13 protein-coding genes are annotated in these 18,098 nt (G+C 67.2%); all 13 read left to right on the top strand.

Annotated elements, in window-relative coordinates:
- Nucleotides 1-111 precede the first annotated feature (111 nt).
- The 13 genes from G6N25_RS10470 to G6N25_RS10530 all read left to right on the top strand — a co-directional run bounded on the left by G6N25_RS10470 (nucleotide 112) and on the right by G6N25_RS10530 (nucleotide 18,045).
- The gene (locus G6N25_RS10470; RefSeq protein ID WP_083075748.1) at nucleotides 112-1,554 is read left to right on the top strand and encodes a CCA tRNA nucleotidyltransferase; all 1,443 of its coding nucleotides are present in this window, start codon (nucleotides 112-114) and stop codon (nucleotides 1,552-1,554) included.
- Nucleotides 1,555-1,578: 24 nt separating this feature from the next.
- Nucleotides 1,579-2,088 carry a pullulanase gene (locus tag G6N25_RS10475; protein ID WP_083075747.1) on the top strand — a complete coding sequence of 170 codons (510 nt, stop codon included), beginning with the start codon at nucleotides 1,579-1,581 and terminating at the stop codon, nucleotides 2,086-2,088.
- A 106-nt stretch (nucleotides 2,089-2,194) separates the two neighbouring features.
- On the top strand, nucleotides 2,195-2,524 hold the full coding sequence (locus G6N25_RS10480) for a DUF2563 family protein (RefSeq protein ID WP_083075745.1): 330 nt from the start codon (nucleotides 2,195-2,197) through the stop codon (nucleotides 2,522-2,524).
- Nucleotides 2,491-4,353, top strand: coding sequence for a putative alpha/beta hydrolase (locus G6N25_RS10485; RefSeq protein WP_083075744.1), 1,863 nt, complete (start codon nucleotides 2,491-2,493; stop codon nucleotides 4,351-4,353). The genes G6N25_RS10480 and G6N25_RS10485 overlap by 34 nt, the downstream gene beginning before the upstream one ends.
- Before the next feature lie 244 nt (nucleotides 4,354-4,597).
- Nucleotides 4,598-5,125: a hypothetical protein gene (locus tag G6N25_RS10490; protein ID WP_142272773.1), complete on the top strand. Its 528-nt coding sequence runs from the start codon at nucleotides 4,598-4,600 to the stop codon at nucleotides 5,123-5,125.
- A gap of 1,617 nt (nucleotides 5,126-6,742) precedes the next feature.
- The gene (locus G6N25_RS23815) at nucleotides 6,743-7,483 is read left to right on the top strand and encodes a DUF5631 domain-containing protein (protein ID WP_232065764.1); all 741 of its coding nucleotides are present in this window, start codon (nucleotides 6,743-6,745) and stop codon (nucleotides 7,481-7,483) included.
- Nucleotides 7,484-7,620: 137 nt separating this feature from the next.
- A complete protein-coding gene (locus tag G6N25_RS10500; RefSeq protein WP_372506929.1) occupies nucleotides 7,621-8,550 on the top strand; it encodes a hypothetical protein in 930 nt (309 codons plus the stop codon).
- A 635-nt stretch (nucleotides 8,551-9,185) separates the two neighbouring features.
- The gene (locus tag G6N25_RS10505) at nucleotides 9,186-9,572 is read left to right on the top strand and encodes a DUF2710 family protein (protein ID WP_142272772.1); all 387 of its coding nucleotides are present in this window, start codon (nucleotides 9,186-9,188) and stop codon (nucleotides 9,570-9,572) included.
- Complete coding sequence (locus G6N25_RS10510; protein ID WP_083075738.1) at nucleotides 9,550-10,419, top strand: transglycosylase; 870 nt, start codon at nucleotides 9,550-9,552, stop codon at nucleotides 10,417-10,419. Before G6N25_RS10505 ends, G6N25_RS10510 begins: the two co-directional genes overlap by 23 nt.
- 62 nt (nucleotides 10,420-10,481) lie before the next feature.
- The gene (eccB, locus tag G6N25_RS10515; protein WP_083075736.1) at nucleotides 10,482-11,966 is read left to right on the top strand and encodes a type VII secretion protein EccB; all 1,485 of its coding nucleotides are present in this window, start codon (nucleotides 10,482-10,484) and stop codon (nucleotides 11,964-11,966) included.
- An 80-nt stretch (nucleotides 11,967-12,046) separates the two neighbouring features.
- The gene (eccCa, locus tag G6N25_RS10520; RefSeq protein WP_083075734.1) at nucleotides 12,047-16,249 is read left to right on the top strand and encodes a type VII secretion protein EccCa; all 4,203 of its coding nucleotides are present in this window, start codon (nucleotides 12,047-12,049) and stop codon (nucleotides 16,247-16,249) included.
- A gap of 293 nt (nucleotides 16,250-16,542) precedes the next feature.
- The gene (locus tag G6N25_RS10525; protein WP_083075733.1) at nucleotides 16,543-16,842 is read left to right on the top strand and encodes a PE domain-containing protein; all 300 of its coding nucleotides are present in this window, start codon (nucleotides 16,543-16,545) and stop codon (nucleotides 16,840-16,842) included.
- 9 nt (nucleotides 16,843-16,851) lie between these two features.
- On the top strand, nucleotides 16,852-18,045 hold the full coding sequence (locus tag G6N25_RS10530; RefSeq protein ID WP_083075731.1) for a PPE domain-containing protein: 1,194 nt from the start codon (nucleotides 16,852-16,854) through the stop codon (nucleotides 18,043-18,045).
- The last annotated feature ends 53 nt before the right edge of the window (nucleotides 18,046-18,098 follow it).

Raw genomic sequence — 18,098 nt, forward strand, 5'->3', positions numbered from 1 at the left:
AGATTTCGACCCTGGATACACGCTCGAAGCCATGAGCGCACAATCGACGCGGTGAGCGCCCCTCTACATGTGAGCGAGGCCGCACCCCTGGTCCGACTAGGCTGATCGAACGTGCCGGAAGCCACCGACGATGTGGAACTGCTGACCGCGGCCGCGGTCGCCCTGAATGCGCGTGCCCCGCTGTTGCGTGAGCTGGGCTCGATGTTCGACGCCGCGGGCCACCAGCTGTACCTGGTCGGCGGTTCGGTGCGGGACGCGGTCCTGGGTCGGTCGTGGCCCGACCTGGACTTCGCCACCGACGCCCGCCCCGAGCGGGTGCAACAGATCGTGCAGCGGTGGGTCGACAACGTCTGGGAGACCGGCATCGAATTCGGCACGGTCGGCATCGGTAAGGGTGAGGAACGCTTCGAGATCACCACCTTCCGCACCGACCGCTACGACCAGGTGTCGCGCAATCCCGAGGTGCGTTTCGGCGATCGGCTCGACGACGACTTGGTGCGGCGCGACTTCACGGTGAACGCGATGGCGGTGCGCATCACGCCGGCCGGCGCGGCCGAATTCCTCGACCCGCTAGGCGGTTTGGCGGCGCTGCGCGCCCGAGTGCTGGACACCCCCGCGGCGCCGTCGGTGTCCTTCGGCGACGACCCGTTGCGGATGCTGCGTGCCGCGCGGTTCGTGTCGCAGCTCGGCGTTACCGTTGCGCCGCGGGTGCGGGCGGCGATCGAGGAGATGGCCCCGCAGCTGGCCCGGATCAGCGCCGAACGGGTGGCCGCCGAGCTGGACAAGATGTTGCTCGGCGACGACCCGGTGGCCGGCATCGACCTGCTGGTGGAGACGGGGATGGGTGAGGTGGTGCTACCGGAGGTCGGTGGCATGCGGATGGCCATCGACGAACACCACCAGCACAAGGACGTCTACCAGCATTCGCTGACCGTGCTGAGGCAGGCCATCGCGCTGGAGGACGGCGGGCCCGATCTGGTGCTGCGCTGGGCCGCGCTGCTGCATGACATCGGCAAGCCGACCACCCGGCGACACGAGCCGGACGGCGGCGTGAGCTTTCACCACCACGAGGTGGTCGGCGCGAAGATGGTCCGAAAGCGGCTGCGGGCGCTGAAGTATTCCAAGCAGATGATCGATGACATCTCGCAGCTGGTGTATCTGCATCTGCGGTTCCACGGCTACGGCGATGGCAAGTGGACGGATTCCGCGGTGCGCCGCTACGTCACCGACGCCGGGCCGCTGCTGCCTCGGCTGCACAAGCTGGTGCGCGCCGACTGCACCACCCGCAACAAGCGCCGGGCCGCCCGGCTGCAAGCCAACTACGACCGGCTCGAGGCGCGGATCGCCGAACTGGCCGCCCAAGAGGATCTGGCGCGCGTGCGCCCCGATTTGGACGGCAACCAGATCATGGAGCTGCTCGGCATCCCGGCCGGCCCGCAAGTCGGCGAGGCGTGGCGCTACCTGAAAGAGCTGCGGATGGACCGCGGGCCCTTGACCACCGAGGAGGCGACCGCCGAGCTGCTGCGCTGGTGGCGCTCGCGCGGGAACCCGTAGCGGCGGCCAAGCGTCCGAGTACGCATGGATTATTGCCTTGCTGGGGACCACGGTGCAGCCGCCATCTGGCACGGTCAGCCCGACCTCGACCTCGACGGTGACGGGCGGCCCGACGCGATCGGACTGGATCTCGACGGCGATGGGATGCGCGACGACGCGCTGGCGGATTTCGACGGCGACGGGATCGCCGATCACGCCATGCTCGACGTTGACAATGACGGCACCCCGGAGGCCTCGTTCATCGATGACGGCTCGGGGACGTGGGGAGTGGCTGTCGACCGGGGTGGGCAACTGCGCTGGTTCGGGCTCGACGGGGTCGAGCACACCGGCGGCCCACTGGTCGATTTCGACGGGCACGGCCACGCCGACGACCGACTGATTGATACCGACGGCGACGGGGTGGCCGACCGGGTGCTGTGTGCCGACGAGAACGGCGTGACCGGATACGTCGACACCGACGGCGACGGCAAGTGGAACGTCAGGCTGACCGACACCAACGGCGACGGTTTGGCCGATGGGGCCACCAATCTATGAGGGCGGGTGGCCGCCGGAGGCCTGAATTGACCGGCAAGCGCGCTGTTATTACCTTGGCCGGCAGCCCACGGGGCGCGCGACGAGAGAACGAGCCGAGGGGGTAGCGATGTTCGTCGACATTGACTTGCTGCACTCGGGGGCCCGCGAGTCGCACCGCGCGGGCGAGCACGCGCAAGAGGGCGTTGAGCAGCTGGCGCGGGGCCCGCTGCTCCCCGGGATGTTCGGGGGCTTTTCGGCGGCCGAAACCTTTCACGACGCGGTGTCCGCTGCGCACGCCCAACACGTTAAAGGTCTGCGGGGCCACCGGGAGACGCTGACCGAACTCGGCCGCAAGGGGCACTATGCCGCCAACGGGTTCGCCGACATGGATGACCGCAACGCCGCAGAAATGCGGGCGGTGCGATGCGCCTCCGCTACATCAGCACTCCGCATCTGATAGCCGAAGCCGGCGGCGACCCCTGGGCGATCAACGAAAGCCTGCAATCCGGACGTCCGGCGCAGATTTCCGTTCTGGCGCAGGCGTTTCATGACGCGGGCCGGTGCACCGCCGAGTCCAGCTCCGCATTCGACGCGGCATGGCGCCGCTTCGGGGCGTCCTGGAATCGGGTGAATGGCGAGCACCCGATCAACGACCTAGCCGAAGTGCAGCGCACGATCCGGTCGCTCGGTGCCCAGTCACTGCAGTTGCCCAAGATCGGGGTCGACTTGGAAAACATCGCGGCCGCCTTGGCGGAGGCGCAACGCGTTGGCGCGGGGCTGATCTCGACATGGGAGGCTCACCTACAGCAGCTCGACGACCAACTCGGCCAAGCGCTGGATCTCGAGAAAGACCCCGAACTAACCGTGGATGACAGGGCCGCGGTGGATGCGCTGATCGGCGCCCTGGAGCAGGAAGCCATTGACGCCACCGTGTCAACGCTGAGCCGGCTCCGCTCACAACGGGACGGCTACGCGGACTACTTGCGGAGGTCGCTGACCGCTTTGCGCACCGACGGGTACGGCCCGGCGATTCTGCGTGCGGTGGACGCGCCGGAATCGCCGTCGAATCCCGAAGAGCCGGTTGAACTTCCGCCACCGGGAAGCAGTGCCGAGGAGGTCAACCGGTGGTGGAGCACCCTCGACCAAGAGCAACAACGCCGACTGATCGCCGACCACCCACCGGAGTTAGGGAACCTCAATGGCGTTCCCATCGTCGCCCGCAGTCAGGTCAACAAGGCGGTGCTGAATGACGACCTTCGCCGCGTGGAGGAGCTCGCCAAGCGGAACGACGTGCCGGTCAACGACGTGGTCGGCCAGCCCGGCAAGTACGGGCTGACCGGGGTGGCTATCACCCGCTACACCAACGCCTTTCGCACCCGGCAGGGCCTGAACGCGCCAGAAGGGGGCGCGGAGGTTTTTCTGCTGGGGTATCGGCCCGAGGCTTTCGGTGGCGAGGGGGCCGCGGCCCTCGCGATCGGCAACCCCGACACGGCGGCCAACACCGCGGTGCTGGTGAAGGGGGCGGGCACGGGCGTGCGCGAGGAAACGCTGACCAACGCCGACGGCGTGCGTCTGTATGAGGAGTCCGCCCGCGCTGGCGGGGGCAAGGAGACGGCGGTGGTGGTGTGGGTGGGCTACGACGCCCCGGACACGTGGTATGACCCAGGCCTGCGGGAACCACATATGGCGCGCACCGGCGCGCAGGCGTTGGTCGCCGATGTGAACGCGTTGGCCGTCACCCACCACGGCCCGCCGACGCACATGACCGTGGTCGGCCACTCCTACGGATCGACCGTCGTGTCGGATGCGTCGGCGGTGTATGGGATGCGCGCCGACGACGTGGTGCTGGTCGGCTCGCCGGGCACCGACCTGGCGCATTCGGCGGCCGACTTCCATCTGTCGCCCGGCGGGCACCTCTACGTCGGGGCCGCCTCGGGTGACGCGGTCACCTGGTCACCCGCTCAAATGACGGGGCCCGGCGTCATCGGGGTGAGCGTGGGAGGTCTCGGAGACGACCCTGCCGATGATGGCTTCGGTTCCACCCGGTTCAAAGCCGAGGTGCCCGGCAACTCGATGAATCCGGTCTATGACCATCTTCATTACTTCGACGAGGGGTCGGAATCGCTGTTCAGCATGGCCGACGTGGTCTCGGGCCACGGTGATCGGTTACAACACGACGGCATGACCGCACGTCACCGTGGCGGATACGGATTGGGCGGATGGCTCGACCCGGAAGCGGCGCGCACGGCGACGACCGGGCACTACCATCGCGCGCCAACGGACTGACTTACGTTGTTCCTGTTGCCGGGGGAGAGATCGTGGGTAATCCGCGCGCGGATGCTGACGAAATCTGTGGTACTCGATTGGGCCGGCGCTTTGGCACAGCAGACCGTTGACATCGATGCCGTCGCCGGGTGACGGAGGCGACGCCAGACTCGTACTTGCCTCGCTAAGGTCAACGGCTGCTGCACAATGCTCTGAGCGCGCACTAAAGTGACATTGCCGCAGGTAGGCGATTAGCCTCGATCAGGTGATGAATCACCAGCCGCCCCCTACGGCGCAGTGGACACCACCCGCGGTAACCCACAGGCCTGCGTCGAATATCGGCATTGTTGTCGCGTTGATCGGGATCGGCCTAATAGCTGCGGCGGCACTAGTTATCGGCATCATCGATTTAACGCGACCGGCTTCCAATGGCGGGGGTGTGGTCCCGACAGTCCAGCCGCCGTCGACATTCACGGCTAAACAGACGGCAGACGCTAAAAAGAACCTCTGCACCATGTATCAAGTTGCGGCGCGATCTGTGAAGGAAGACACGAACGGACCAGATATTGCCATCGCACGGATTTCGTTGACTAATGGCGCTGGCATGCTCGACGCCGCAACCGATAATCCAGCATTGGGTCAGAGTGAGCGAGATGCCGCACGTAACCTGGCTGCGGCATACCGCAACGCGGTAGCTATCAGTAGCGTTTTTGATAAGACGTCATCGGTTTTTCAGCAGTCATTAGATGATGTGAATCGATTGGATGGGATAATGGCAGCGATATGCCCGTAGCCAGACTTCCTTCTCCACATCGAGCATCTCAGCTAACCCCGCGGTGAGTGCCAACGATCGTGATGTTGCACGGAAGCCGGCCCCCATCTACTGGGCCTCTAACACGTGAGTCAGGTCAGAGGATGCGTGACGACATAACTCAAGCTAAACGCCACCATCTAGACGAGATGCCGGTAGGCGATATTGACCATCACCTTTGGCAGAGTGAGTTGCTACAGCCAGGACAATTGCCTGACGATTGAGTGGGTGGGAGTCTGGCTCCAAGGAAGGGTGCTCATGGCGGGGGACCTGCCACCAGGGAAATATACGATGGCCCTCATCGGCGCGTGGTGGCCGCAGCCGTCATCGACACTCCGAGCCGGCGCTCAGCACTGGAGCACTCTTCGACAGCAGCAGGAGCAGTACGCTCACGATCTGCATAGCCAGTGGACCGGCTTGGCTTCACGCAATCAGGGACACACCGTCGATGATCTCGTCTCCCGCCTTCAGCAGGGCGAAAAGCACCACCTCGATTTAGCGGAGAAATATAACGTAAAAGCGGACGCCTTCGAGAGGGGTGCAGACGCAATCGATGGTCTGCGTGAGGGACTTCGAGGAATCGCCGACGACTACAATCAGCGAATTGCTAATATCGAGAACTCAAAGGATTCTGCAGTGACCAAAGCTGCGGAAATCGAGAAGCTTATTGCTGAAGCTAATGGATTCGCCGCCCACAAGTCTGCGGCCACGGTGTCCACGATTATGGATGCAACGCAAAAGATCCTCACCGCCGAGGGGCTAGTGATGTCTCCCCAGGAATTCCTTCAAAATCAAGGCTTGAATGCAGCCACGGGTGGGGGCCTGCCCGCGGCTGGAGCCAGCTCCGGCGCAGGACATCATGCCGGCCACGCGGAGAGCACTGCTGCGGCAGGCGTTGGTCCGGGTGATTTTAAGGGGGGTGCCTCAGCTGGACCTGATGCCAAGGCTGCCGGTCGCGGTTTCGGTGGTACCGGAGGGGGCGAGGACAGACGAACCGGCGCCGGCGGTAGCGCTCCAACTCCCGCCCCTGCCGCCGGTGGACATGTCCCAGGCGCCCCTGGTGTGGGTTCGCCGGTACACGGGGGCGGCGGTCTCCCACCGGCCGCTGCCCTCGGAGGGGCCTCGCCGAACCAGCTGGGGAACTCATTCGCGACAGGAATGATGACCGGTCAGCCGGCCGCGGCCGGTGCGCACAAGTTGTCAGAGGGTGCGTTGAACGCGGTGGGCGCCGCTCCGCCGCCGCAGGCGCCGATCGTCCCGTCGGTATCGGCTCCGACCATGGCCGGTGGCGCGGAACCCGCCGTCTTGGACCAGGGCGCGCCTGCGGCGCCGGCCGCCGGCGTCGGCGCTCCGGTGGTGCAGACCGGTGGCACCAGCGTGCCGGTTGCTGCACCGGTGGTCGGTGGCGGACCGGTGTCGGCACCGGTAAATCCCGTGGTTGGTACTCCGGCCAGCCCGGCGGGACCGTTGCCTGCCTATGGTTCTGATCTGCGTCCGCCAGTCGTTGCGGCACCATCGGTATCGGCACCGACAGCGCCGGTGTCAGGCGCCCCGGTGGCACCATCGCCGTCGACGTCGCCCGCAGCGGGTAGCCCATTGATGTCTACCGTCCAACGGGCGGCTGCCGGACAGGCCGGGACAAGCCCGGCGGCGCCTGCTGGCGCCTCGGCGTTGTCCGCGGCGGCCGGCGCCGTGGCCGGCGATGTGTCCGGTCGGGCCGCGGAACAGCAGAGGCTGCAGCGCCTCGTCGACGCGGTGGCCCGCCAGGCCCCGGGCCTTCCATGGGCCGTCGGGCTCCGCGACGATGGCACAACGCTATTGGTCAGCGGCATCGGGTGCGGATGGATCCCGCCAAATGTGAAGATCCCGGTCGGGGTGAATCGGCTGTTGGAGCCTGCGCTACGCCGCTCCGACGCCAGCGTGATCGATCTGCTGGGCGCCGTCACCACCGCCGCGGTGCACAACGCCAACGGATTCGTCGCGAAGGCGGGACCCGATGACCCCGCTCTCACGGGTGATCGCATGGCCCGCAGCGGGCCGGAAGTCGACGAGCTTGGCCCCACGCTGGTCGAGGCCGTGCGGCGCCGCGACGGGTTGCCGCGGATCGCCCAGACTTTGGCGCAAGCCGCGACCCGCGGGACGGGCGTCACCGAGAACGAGATGGACGTGCTGCGTAACGAGCAGCAGTCTGCGTATCAGAAAGCGCTGGAGGATCAACACGACCTCGCCCGGGTAGCCGACTGGATGCTCCTGGCGGCGGTCGACGCCCTGATCGAAGGCCACGAATACCTGGTGCACTATCACGTCGCGTGGCACGAAGCGGTCTCCGCAAAGGCGTGATGACTACCTTCCAGGCGGCGAGCGCTCTACGATGCGACTCATTGCGACGCGGCCCCAGTGGCCACGGAAAGTTAGCGTGACAGGCAGGCAGGTCAGCGCTTGCGGTGCCTTACACGCGCGGGGTTTGAGGTGCGATCATGACGACGGGTGGGGTCCCGATAAAAGTAAGTCCACCGGACTTCGCGGGGATAGGCATGGCGCCACAAGCGCCACCGCCGATAACCCCGAATGGTCTCCCGCCGGGAGCCGCGACACCCACTGACCAGGCCCACGCCGGGCTCGCGGCCGCGGGCAATCTCGGAGTGGGCGGCGACCAGGCGTCCAGCGTCCAGGGTGACCTGGATCGTAGGGCGCGTGCGCTCGACGCCGCGCAGAAGTTTCCGGCGAACGAGGCTAGCTCAACGCAGCAGTTCCAGCAGCTGGCGCAGATGATCCCGCAGCTGACGTCCGGTATCGCAGGCGCTATAACCGGCGCGGTCGGCGGCATCATGGGCCCGCTCACCCAGATTCCGCAGCAGGCGGCGCAGGCGGGCGAGAGCGCTCTGCAGCCGCTGATGGGTGCGATGAAGGGCGGCGGAGCGGCGGAGGCCGCCCTGACCGACATGGCCGGTGATCAGGCAGTTTTGGACGGCGCCGGCCAGGGAGACGCCGGCCTTGGCGGTTCCGGCGGCGGTGGTGGCGGTGGCACGACTCCGACCGGCTACCTGGGTCCGCCACCAGTGCCGACGTCGTCGCCCCCCACGACACCCGCCGCGGCGTCGGTCAAGTCGGCGACGGTGACCCCGACCGGTGGGATGCCGCCGCCGGCTGCGCCGATGGGCATGACGGGTATGCCGATGATGCCCCCCGGAGCGCTGGGTGCCGGTGGTGAAGGCGGAAGCAAGGACAAGCCCGACGAAAAGCGGGTGACGGTCCCGGGCATACCCAACGGCCAGCCCGTCAAGGGTCGCCTGACGGTCCCGCCGAGCGTTCCCGTCACGAAGTCCGCCGACGGCAAACCGCCGGTTGTCGCCAGGCCCAACCGACGGATCGTGATTATGCCGACGGAGAACGAGGCGCAGGACTAGGCCCACGGCGGCGTCGGGACTTGGCGTCTGCGGATCAGGGCGAAATGGGCTGGTGTGCCGCCTCATTTCAGAGAAGGTGAACCGCCGTGGCGTGGTGGTCACATGTGTCACTCGCGTCTCGGCTTCGGAGGCACCTACCTTTCTGCCCGCCTCACCGCGACAAACCGCGCAGATCTCACCCGCGAACAATTTTGAAACAGCCCGAAACGCGGCGGGCTGTCGCGCGTAGGTGGGCACATCGCCGTATACCGGCCGGACAGTGACCGATGTGACACCTGGGGTTTGACGCCCGGCGTGAACACTAAATCGAGCATTTCGCAGCCAATCGATCACCTCGATGCGGCCGCGGCCAACGACGACCGCTAATAGCGTTGCCAGGGTGACTGGTCGGGTGTCTGCGACGGCAGTAATGTCATGACGTGTGCCATTACCCGGAGACGGCCGGTTGGAGGGAAAGGTACGGGCTTCGTCGCCGACCGGTGTGGATCGCGCATACGTAGTCGAAATCCACTGCAATGCAGAGATTTCCACCATCGCCGTGAGGAACGTGAAGCACGCGCGCATGCCGAGGCGGTGCGCTCAACGCCGTTCGACTGCCCGACCCCAAGCGAGCGAACCGTCGGTTGGTGCATGCTATGGGAGCGGCCGAAGGTGCGACGGCCAGCGGGCCGGAAGATGCGGGAGTTGTAACTGAGGTGTCCGGTACGGATGCGGTGCGCTCGGGCGTGGCGGGGGATAAGGCGTTAGTCGACCAGGTCCTGGCCGATTTAAAGGCGAATTTTGAGAAGTGGGAGGCGGTTCTGGCCGCCCAGGAGTCGGTAACTTTCACCGCCGACGTGGGTGACGTCTATGCGGTGTGCAATTCCGATGGGCGGCTCACCGGGTTGTCGTTGGCGCCGCACGTGATGACGTCCTACACCTCTCGGGAGTTGATGGATCGGCTCAATATGGTTTTCGAGGCGCTGCGTGAAGAAGCGCAGGCCGATTTCGATCGGAATTATGGTGGGGGCGTCGTTGACTGATCCCCTGATGGCGCAGGCCGTGGCCGCCTTGTCCCGGGGCCACAGCTTGTTCGTCGGCGGCAATGCCGGCAACGGCGTCGGTGATACGCCCGCGCAGCTGCACGCCCGGGCCCACGGGGTGCGGCGAGCGACGAACGCGAGCGGGTTGCCGACGGGGGCGGCCGCTCGCTCGGGGACCTCGGCGGAAAGGCTGCACCGGCTGGCCGATACAGACGGCGCGTTGGCCGACATCCTGTCAAGGGCGCGGGCCGACCGCGCGACCGCCCGCGCGGCCACGCGCGTGAACCTCGACGCCGCGGTGGCCGATGCGATGCCCGCGGCCGACACGCCGATGGGCCGGCGCGCGGCGATGACCCGGATGGCCGGACGCTTGCGCGCACAACACCGCCACATTGTGCGGTCGCGATCGCGGGCCCGGCTGTTGGCGCTGCGCCTGCGGCGGCTGCGGTATGGCGTCGGACGCGGCGATGGGCGCGCCGCCGTATTGTCGGCGATCCGTAAGGCATTGGACATCAAGGGTATTCACGATCCCGCGGCGCGTGCCCGGTGGGAGCGTGGCATGGATTTGGTGGCTCGCCGCGAGTCGAACTACGACGCCGACGCTGAAAACGTGTGGGATTCCAACGCGGCCAGGGGCACGCCGAGCAAGGGCGCCTGGCAGTTCATCGCCCCGACATTTGCGGCCTATCACGAGCCGGGGACGTCGCCGAGCATCCACGATCTCGTGGCGCAGGCGTGTGCCTTCATCAACTACGCGCGCGGCCCCTACGGTGTCGCCGCCGACGCGTCGGACCTGGCCGATCGGATTCAGCAGGCGGATCCCCGCCGCGGACCGCGGGGTTACTGAGCCATGACGACGAACACCGTTGGCGACAGCCATGATTCACTGACCAGGAACGGTGCTGGCCAATGCCGTTGAGTTTGTCCAACCGCGACCAGAATTCGGGGCATCTGTTTTACAACAGGCGGTTACGCGCGGCGACGACCCGCTTCTCGGTGCGAATGAAGCACGACGATCGTAAGCAGACCGCGGCGCTGGCACTGTCGGCGGTATTGGTGGCCATCGCCGCGGGCTGGATGGTGTTGCTGAATGTGCTCAAACCCAGCGGCGTGGTGGGTGATTCGGCGATTATCGGCGACCGCGACTCCGGCGCGATCTACGCGCGCATCGACGGCCGGTTGTATCCGGCACTGAATCTGACGTCCGCGCGGCTGGCGACCGGGACCGCCGGGCAGCCAACCTGGGTGAAGCCGGCCGAGATCGCAAGATATCCCACCGGGCCGCTGGTCGGCATTCCCGGCGCGCCGGCGGCGATGCCCGTGAACCGCGGTGCGGTGTCGGCGTGGGCGGTGTGCGACACGGCGGGGCGGCCCCGCACGGTGGACAAGCCCACGGTGACCTCGATCGCGGGCCAGCTCATTGGCGGCCGGGCGACACCGATGCCCAAAGACGCGGGGCAATTGGTGACGTTCGAGGGCGCCGCCTATGTGATCTGGGGCGGCAAGCGCTCGCAGGTCGATCCCGCCGACAGGGCGGTCACCCTGAGCCTGGGCCTTGACCCGGGAATAACTGTGCCAGTGGAGATCTCACGCGCACTCTTCGATGGGCTGCCTGCTACCGAGCCGCTGCGCGTGCCCAAGGTGCCCGAGGCCGGCACCCCGTCGAAGTGGCTGCCGGGCTCCCGGGTGGGCGCGGTGCTGCAGGCCCAAACGGCCGGCGGGGGCAGCCAGTTCTATGTGCTGCTGGCCGACGGTGTGCAAAAGGTCGGGGGCTTCGTGGCCGATCTGATGCGCAGCGCCAACTCCTACGGGTCGACGTCGCCGCGGACGGTGACTCCGGACGTGCTGGTCAACATTCCCGAAGTGAATTCGTTGCCGGTGGACTACTATCCGAACGGCCGGCTGAATTTCGTTGATTCCGCGGCGAATCCGACCACCTGCGTGGGTTGGGAGAAGGCATCCACCGACCCGCAGGCGCGAGTCGTCATCTATAACGGGCGCGGGCTTCCGGTTCCCTCGTCGATGGACAATCGGATCGTGCGTCTCGTCCGGGACGACAGGGACCCGGCGTCCGTCGTGGCCAATCAGGTGTTGGTGTTGCCGGGTGCGGCGAACTTCGTGGCGTCGACGAGCGGTGTGATTACCAGCGATTCGCGGGAATCGCTGTTTTGGGTGGCTGACAACGGCGTGCGGTTCGGCATCGCCTCCGACGACTCGACGCTGCGTGCGCTCGGCCTCGATCCCGCGACGGCGGTGCAGGCGCCGTGGCCGTTGTTGCGGACCTTCGCCGCCGGCCCGGCGCTGTCACAGCAAGCGGCGCTGGTGGCGCGCGACACGGTGCCGGCGCTCGGACAGGCGACCGTGCTGACGACGTCGGCCAGAACGGGGAGCTGACGGGGTGGCCATGGGTCCAGCGAATCAGATTGCCGCGGAGGCCTTTTCGGCGCCTCGCGATGAGGTGGGGGAGGGCAAGGGTGTCTAAAAGGGCGTTTCCCATCAACCGGATCAAGATCCAGCCGCCGAAACCCGTTCGGGTGGCGCCGAACGCGCCGATCGCTCTCCCCGAACGCGAGCCGCGCAACATCTGGGTGATGATCGGCGTGCCGGCGTTGATCGTGGCGTTGATCGGCACGATCGTCATGCTCTACGTCTCCGGGGTGCGCAGCCTGTCGACCGGATTCTTCCCGTTGATGGGAATCGGCGCGTTCAGCATGCTGGCGTTTTCCGGGCGCCTGGGGCGGGCGCGCAAAATCACCTGGGGCGAGCTGGAAAAGGGCCGCCGCCGCTATCTTCGCGACCTCGACGGCAGCCGTGACGAGATCCAGACCGCGGTGTGTGCGCAGCGCAAGTGGCAGGAGGCAGTGCACTCCGATCCGCGTGGGTTGGGGGCCATCATCGGCGGTCCGCGGATGTGGGAGCGCGGCCGAGGCGACGTCGACTTCTTGGAGGTACGGCTGGGCACCGGGGTACAGCACGCGCCGGATTCGGTGTTGTCGGTGACCTGGCCCGACATCGCCTCCGATGAGGAGCTGGAGCCCGTCACCGGCCAGGCCCTGCGCGATTTCATCTTGGAGCAGCGCAAGATTCGCGATATCGCCAAGGTGGTCAACCTGCGATCGGCGCCGGGGTTCAGCTTCGTCGGCGACGACCTCAACCGGGTGCGGTCGCTGATGCGTTCGGTGCTGTGCTCGCTGGCGGTGTTTCACAACCCGCGCGACGTCAAGCTGATGGTCGTGACGCGCAACCCCGAATTGTGGTCGTGGATGGTGTGGTTGCCACACAACCTGCACGACGAGCTGTTCGATGCCTGTGGGTGGCGACGGCTGGTGTTCGCCACACCCGAGGAGCTGGAGGGGGCGCTGGGCGCCGAGCTGCACATGAAGGGCAGGCGTGGGCAGTGGACGCCGCCGACGGCGGCCAGCCCGACCACGATTGGCTCCGCCCTCGAGACCGGCCAGGCCGACACCGGGGCCGATTTGGGCCCCCACTGGGTGATCGTGGACGACAACACCGGCAGCCCCGAGGCGTGGGAGAGCGTGGTCGGCCAGGTCGGCAAGGCGGGAATTACGGTGCTGCGCATCGCCTCTCGGGTTGGCATCGGCGTGGGCTTCGACAAGGACCAGCTCTATGAGATGAGCGAGCGGCACGCGCCCGCGGTCGACGCCGCAGCCAACGGCTCCGCCAAAGCCGGCGAGGATCCCGAGGACGACGACGGCCGGCCGGCGCCGCTGCTGCGCACGGGCGGAAAGTTCTTCGCCCATGGCGATCAGCTGTCAATCCCGCGGGCCTACCGGTATGCGCGCGCGATGGCTCGGTGGTCACCGACGAGCACCACCGAGATCGCCGATTCGACCAGCGGGGCGACCGAGCTGATGCGGGCGCTGGGCATCGGCGACCCCCGTGACCTGGACGTCGATCGACTGTGGGCCGAGCGGCGCGGCCGGGGCGACGAGCGGTGGTCGGAGATCCCGGTCGGCTCCAAACCGAACGGCGAGCTGCAGAACATCATCATCCGCGCCAAGGACTTCGGCGGCTTCGGCTTTCACTCGGTGGTCATCGGCACCAGCGGCTCGGGCAAGTCGGAGTTCTTCCTGTCACTGGTATACGGGATCGCGCTGACACATTCGCCGGAGACATTCAACGTCATCTTCGTCGACATGAAATTCGAGTCGGCCGCCCAGGACATCCTGGGCATCCCCCACGTGGTGGCCGCGCTGTCGAACCTCGGCAAGGATGAGCGACACCTGGCCGAGCGGATGCGCAGAGTCATCGACGGTGAAATCAAGCAGCGCTACGAGCTTTTCACGTCGGTGGGGGCCCGCGACGCCAACGACTACGAGGAGATCCGGCTTGCCGGGCGCGATCTCCCCCCGGTGCCGGTGTTGCTGGTCATCGTCGACGAGTATCTCGAGTTGTTCGCCAATCACGACAAGTGGATCAACCTGATCATTCACATCGGCCAGGAGGGCCGCGGCGCCAACGTGTTCTTCATGCTGGGCGGGCAGCGCCTCGACCTGTCGTCCCTGCAAAAAGTCAAGTCCAACATCGCCTTTCGGATCGCGCTGCGCGCCGAGTCGGGCGACGACAGCCGCGAGGTGATCGGCACCGACGCCGCCTACCACCTGCCCTCGAAGGAGAACGGTTTCGCGCTGCTGAAGGTCGGCCCGCGTGACCTGGAACCCTTCCGCTGCTTTTACCTGTCGGCGCCGTTCGTGGTGCCCAAGAAGCGGGAGGCGGTCAGGACCGTGGACATGACCCTGACGCAGCCCCGGCTCTACAACTGGCAATACCAGCCGCTGGAGGACGCCGACGCCGCGGCGCTGGAGGCCGCATCGGCCGCCGACGAGGAACCCGACGAATTCCTTTTGCACGAAGACGGTTTCAAGAAGAAGAAGATCGTCGACGTGCTGCGCGAGTCGCTGCAGAAGGTGCCGCACCGCGCACCGCGCCGGCCGTGGCTGGAGCCGCTGGAGAACCCCGAACCCGTCGACGCCTTGGTGGCCGGGTGGCGCGGCAAGCCGTGGCACGTCGACTACGGCCATAACCCCGGCCTGGTGTTTCCGGTGGGCATCATGGACATTCCCGAGGAGTCCAAGCAGGTCGTCTACTCCGTCGACGGGTTGCGCAGCAACATCATCGTGGTCGGGGCCAAGCAGCGCGGCAAGACAACCACATTGATGACGCTGATGTGCTCGGCGGCGATGATGTACACCCCGTCGCGGGTGACGTTCTTTTGCGTGGGCGGGGCGACCATGGCCCAGATCGGGTCGCTGCCACACATCGCAGACATCGTGTCGCCCAAGGACACCGAGGGCATCGAGCGCATCTTGAGCAGCATGGACGCCTTGATCGATGCGCGCGAGGACGCGTTTCGGCGGGCCAACATCGACCTCGACGGGTTCCGTGAGCGGCGGTTCGGGCCGGGCAGTGACGGGCTGGGCGGAACCGACCCGAATGACCCGTTCGGCGACGTCTTCGTGGTGGTCGACGACTACGACGAGCTGTACACCAAGGACACGATGGTGGGCGATCGCATCATCTCGCTGAGCAGCCGTGGTCCCGAATACGGGGTGCACGTGATGTGCAGCGCGGGGGGCTGGATTCACGGGCAGCGGCAGAAGCTGCTGCAGAACGCCACCGCCCGAATCCAATTGCGGCTGGCCGAGCCCGGCGAGAGCCAGATGGGGCACGCGGCGATCGAGTCCCGTGAGGCGGCCCGTCGGACGTTGAACCGCCCCGGCTTTGGTTTGACGGACTCGCTGCACGAACTGTTGGTCGGCCTTCCGGCGATGGTCGACGCGGCCACCCGCACGGTGGTGGACACCCCCGGCGTCGGCGCCCGCATCGCCGAAGTCGCCGGCGTCACCAAGCACGCGGTCCTGCAGCGGCTGCCCGAACGCGTGGAACTCGAGGCGATCCTCGATGCCCATGCCGCCGACGATCTGTCGATCGCGTTCGCGATCGGCGAGCGCCACCAGCTGGGCCCGGTTCCCCTGCGGCTGTCGGAGAGCCCGGGCTTGATGATTTTGGGTCGCCAAGGCTGCGGCAAGAGCCTGTCGCTGGTGGCCATCGGCGAGGCGATCATGAGCCGGTTTGGCCCGGAGGAGGCCCAGCTGACGCTGATCGACCCCAAGACCGCCCCGCACGGACTGCGCGATCTGCACGCCCCGGGCTACGTCCGGGCCTATGCCTATGACCAGGACGAGATCGACCGGGTGATCACCGAACTGGCCCAGGACGTCCTGTTGCCGCGGCTGCCTCCCAAAGGCTTGAGCCAGGAGGAGTTGCGTGCGCTCAAGCCGTGGGAGGGGACGCGGCATTTTGTGCTCATCGACGATGTGCAGGACCTGCGGCCGGCTCAGACGCAGAGCTACCCGGCGACGGGGCCGGTGGGCGCGGCGCTGTGGAAGCTGATGGAACGCGCCCGGCAGATCGGCCTGCACGTGTTCACGACGCGCAACAGCACCAACTGGGCGACCCTGCAGATGGATCCGTGGTGGAGGTACCAGACCTCGGCGAAGGTTGCGCAGCTGTATATGGACAACGACCCGCAGAACAAAATCAACCGGCTTGTCCGCGCCCAGGCGTTGCCCCCTGGACGAGGACTGCTGGTCACCGACGATTCCGACGTTGAGGGGATTTTGGTGGGCCTACCGTCGCCGGCGGTCGAGCAATAGGCCCCATTAGCGCATTACGCGGTAATCGGCGAATTTCAGGTTCGACGGCCCGCGAGCGCCAACGCCCAAGTGACAAGCGTTGCAGAAGTGACAATAGCGGTCGCTGCGGCTCAAGTGGCTGCAGAAGTTGCCGGCGGGGCAAATGTGACTTCGTCCGCGTGAGGCACAACAGCAAATTGGATCCGGGGGGAGCCAAGCGGATATTCGGACTGAATACGCGGCCGTCAGGCAGGCACTAGACTGGCCGAATTGTTCGCAGCGCAGATCCGACTGCGAGAAGCTCGGAGGGAAATATGTCCTGGACCGTACAACCTGAGGCCGTCCTGGCATCAGCCGGAGCGGAATCGGCCATCAGCGCAGAGGTCGAGGCGGCGGCCGCGTCGGCCGCGCCGGCGCTGGTCGGGACGACGCCGATGGGTAACGATCCCGACTCGGCTCTGTTCAACACGGCGCTGAGCGCGTGCGGAGGCGCCTACCTGGGTGTGGTTCAGGAGCACTCGCTGCAGCGCGGGTTGTTCGCCGGTACACAGGGTGTCGCGTCGTGCGTCTACACCGCCACCGAGGCGGCCCGTAGCTTGACGCTCGGGTTGTAAGCGGGTCTGGTGCCTGACCCAGGGTGGGCGGCGCGCCCACCCGAAGCGAACGATCTTCTGCTCAAGGCCGGGACCGGGGTGGCCACGATGTTGGCCAACCAGGCGGCCTGGACGGCCTTGGGCGCCAGTCATCACGCTTCGGCCAGCGCGTCGATGATCAACACCGCGGCGACCTCGGCGAGCTGGCTGGGCGCCGGGTCGGCGGGCTCGGCCGCGAGCGTCACCATGCTCAACGCGTCGCTGCACGGGTTGGCCGGCTGGGTGGACGTGAAGCCGGGGGTGGTGGCCGCCGCGATCTCGGCCTACGAGATGGCCAACGCCGCCATGCGTCCGGCGCCGGAGTGCAACGCCAACCGTGACGAATCGGTGGCCGACAACATCGCCAATCCCAGCGTGCTGTGGACGCTGACCCCGCGGATCGTCGCGCTCGACACCGAGTATTTCGGGGTGATGTGGCCCAACAATTCCGCGGCCGGCGCGAGCTACGGGGGGATCCTTGCCGGGCTGGCCGAAAGCCTGGCGATTCCGCCGCCGCTGGCGACGATGGGCGCCTCGCCGGCCGCCCCCGCGGAGGCGGCCTCCGCGATCGGCCAGGCGGCGGGCGACGCCGCGGCCGGCGACGGAATGCGCGCCGCCTTCCAGGGCGTCTCCTCGGCGACAAACGGTGCCGGCGCGCCGACCTCGGCGGGCGAAGATCTCGGCGGGCAGGTCGGCACGTTCATGGAGCCCGTGCAGTCGATGTTGGGCGCGGTTCCGCAGGCGCTGCAGGCCCCCGCGGGGCTGATGCAGGCGCCGATGAGCGCGCTGCAGCCCGCGTCCTCGATGATGGGCATGTTCGCCGGCCCCGGCGTCATGGGCGCCGGGGCACCGGCCTCGGCGGTGTCCGAGGTCAGCGCGGTTTCCGCGGCGCCGGGCGCGGCGGCCGGCGGAGGGGCTTCACTCGGCGGCACCGGTGTGCCCGTGAGCAGCTTCACCCGTCCCGTCAGCGCTTTTGAGCCCGGGAACAGCGGCCGGCCGGTGGGGCTGCGGCCCAGCGGGGCGCTGGGAGCCGAGTCGGTGCGCGCGCAGCCGACCACCACCACCACGACGGGCGGCACCGGAATCGGCGGCATGCCGGTGGGCCACGCCGCCGGCGGCCATCGCGGTTCCCAGGACAAGCCCGAGCAGTCCGCCACGGTGCGCGTGGTCGACGAAAGGGTCTAAAACGGCCTGGTCAAAGGGTGAATCGACACATCTGAATAGCGCCCATACACTTC

The organism is Mycobacterium heidelbergense (assembly GCF_010730745.1).
GTDB classification, from domain to species: Bacteria; Actinomycetota; Actinomycetes; order Mycobacteriales; family Mycobacteriaceae; genus Mycobacterium; species Mycobacterium heidelbergense.

Coding starts and splice junctions, on each gene's coding strand:
- G6N25_RS10505 (WP_142272772.1), top strand. CDS start 9,186: ATGGGAGCGGCCGAAGGTGCGACGGCCAGCGGGCCGGAAGATGCGGGA.
- G6N25_RS10510 (WP_083075738.1), top strand. CDS start 9,550: ATGGTGGGGGCGTCGTTGACTGATCCCCTGATGGCGCAGGCCGTGGCC.
- G6N25_RS10485 (WP_083075744.1), top strand. CDS start 2,491: ATGCGCCTCCGCTACATCAGCACTCCGCATCTGATAGCCGAAGCCGGC.
- eccB (WP_083075736.1), top strand. CDS start 10,482: ATGCCGTTGAGTTTGTCCAACCGCGACCAGAATTCGGGGCATCTGTTT.
- G6N25_RS10500 (WP_372506929.1), top strand. CDS start 7,621: ATGACGACGGGTGGGGTCCCGATAAAAGTAAGTCCACCGGACTTCGCG.
- G6N25_RS10480 (WP_083075745.1), top strand. CDS start 2,195: ATGTTCGTCGACATTGACTTGCTGCACTCGGGGGCCCGCGAGTCGCAC.
- G6N25_RS10525 (WP_083075733.1), top strand. CDS start 16,543: ATGTCCTGGACCGTACAACCTGAGGCCGTCCTGGCATCAGCCGGAGCG.
- G6N25_RS10475 (WP_083075747.1), top strand. CDS start 1,579: ATGGATTATTGCCTTGCTGGGGACCACGGTGCAGCCGCCATCTGGCAC.
- G6N25_RS23815 (WP_232065764.1), top strand. CDS start 6,743: ATGTCTACCGTCCAACGGGCGGCTGCCGGACAGGCCGGGACAAGCCCG.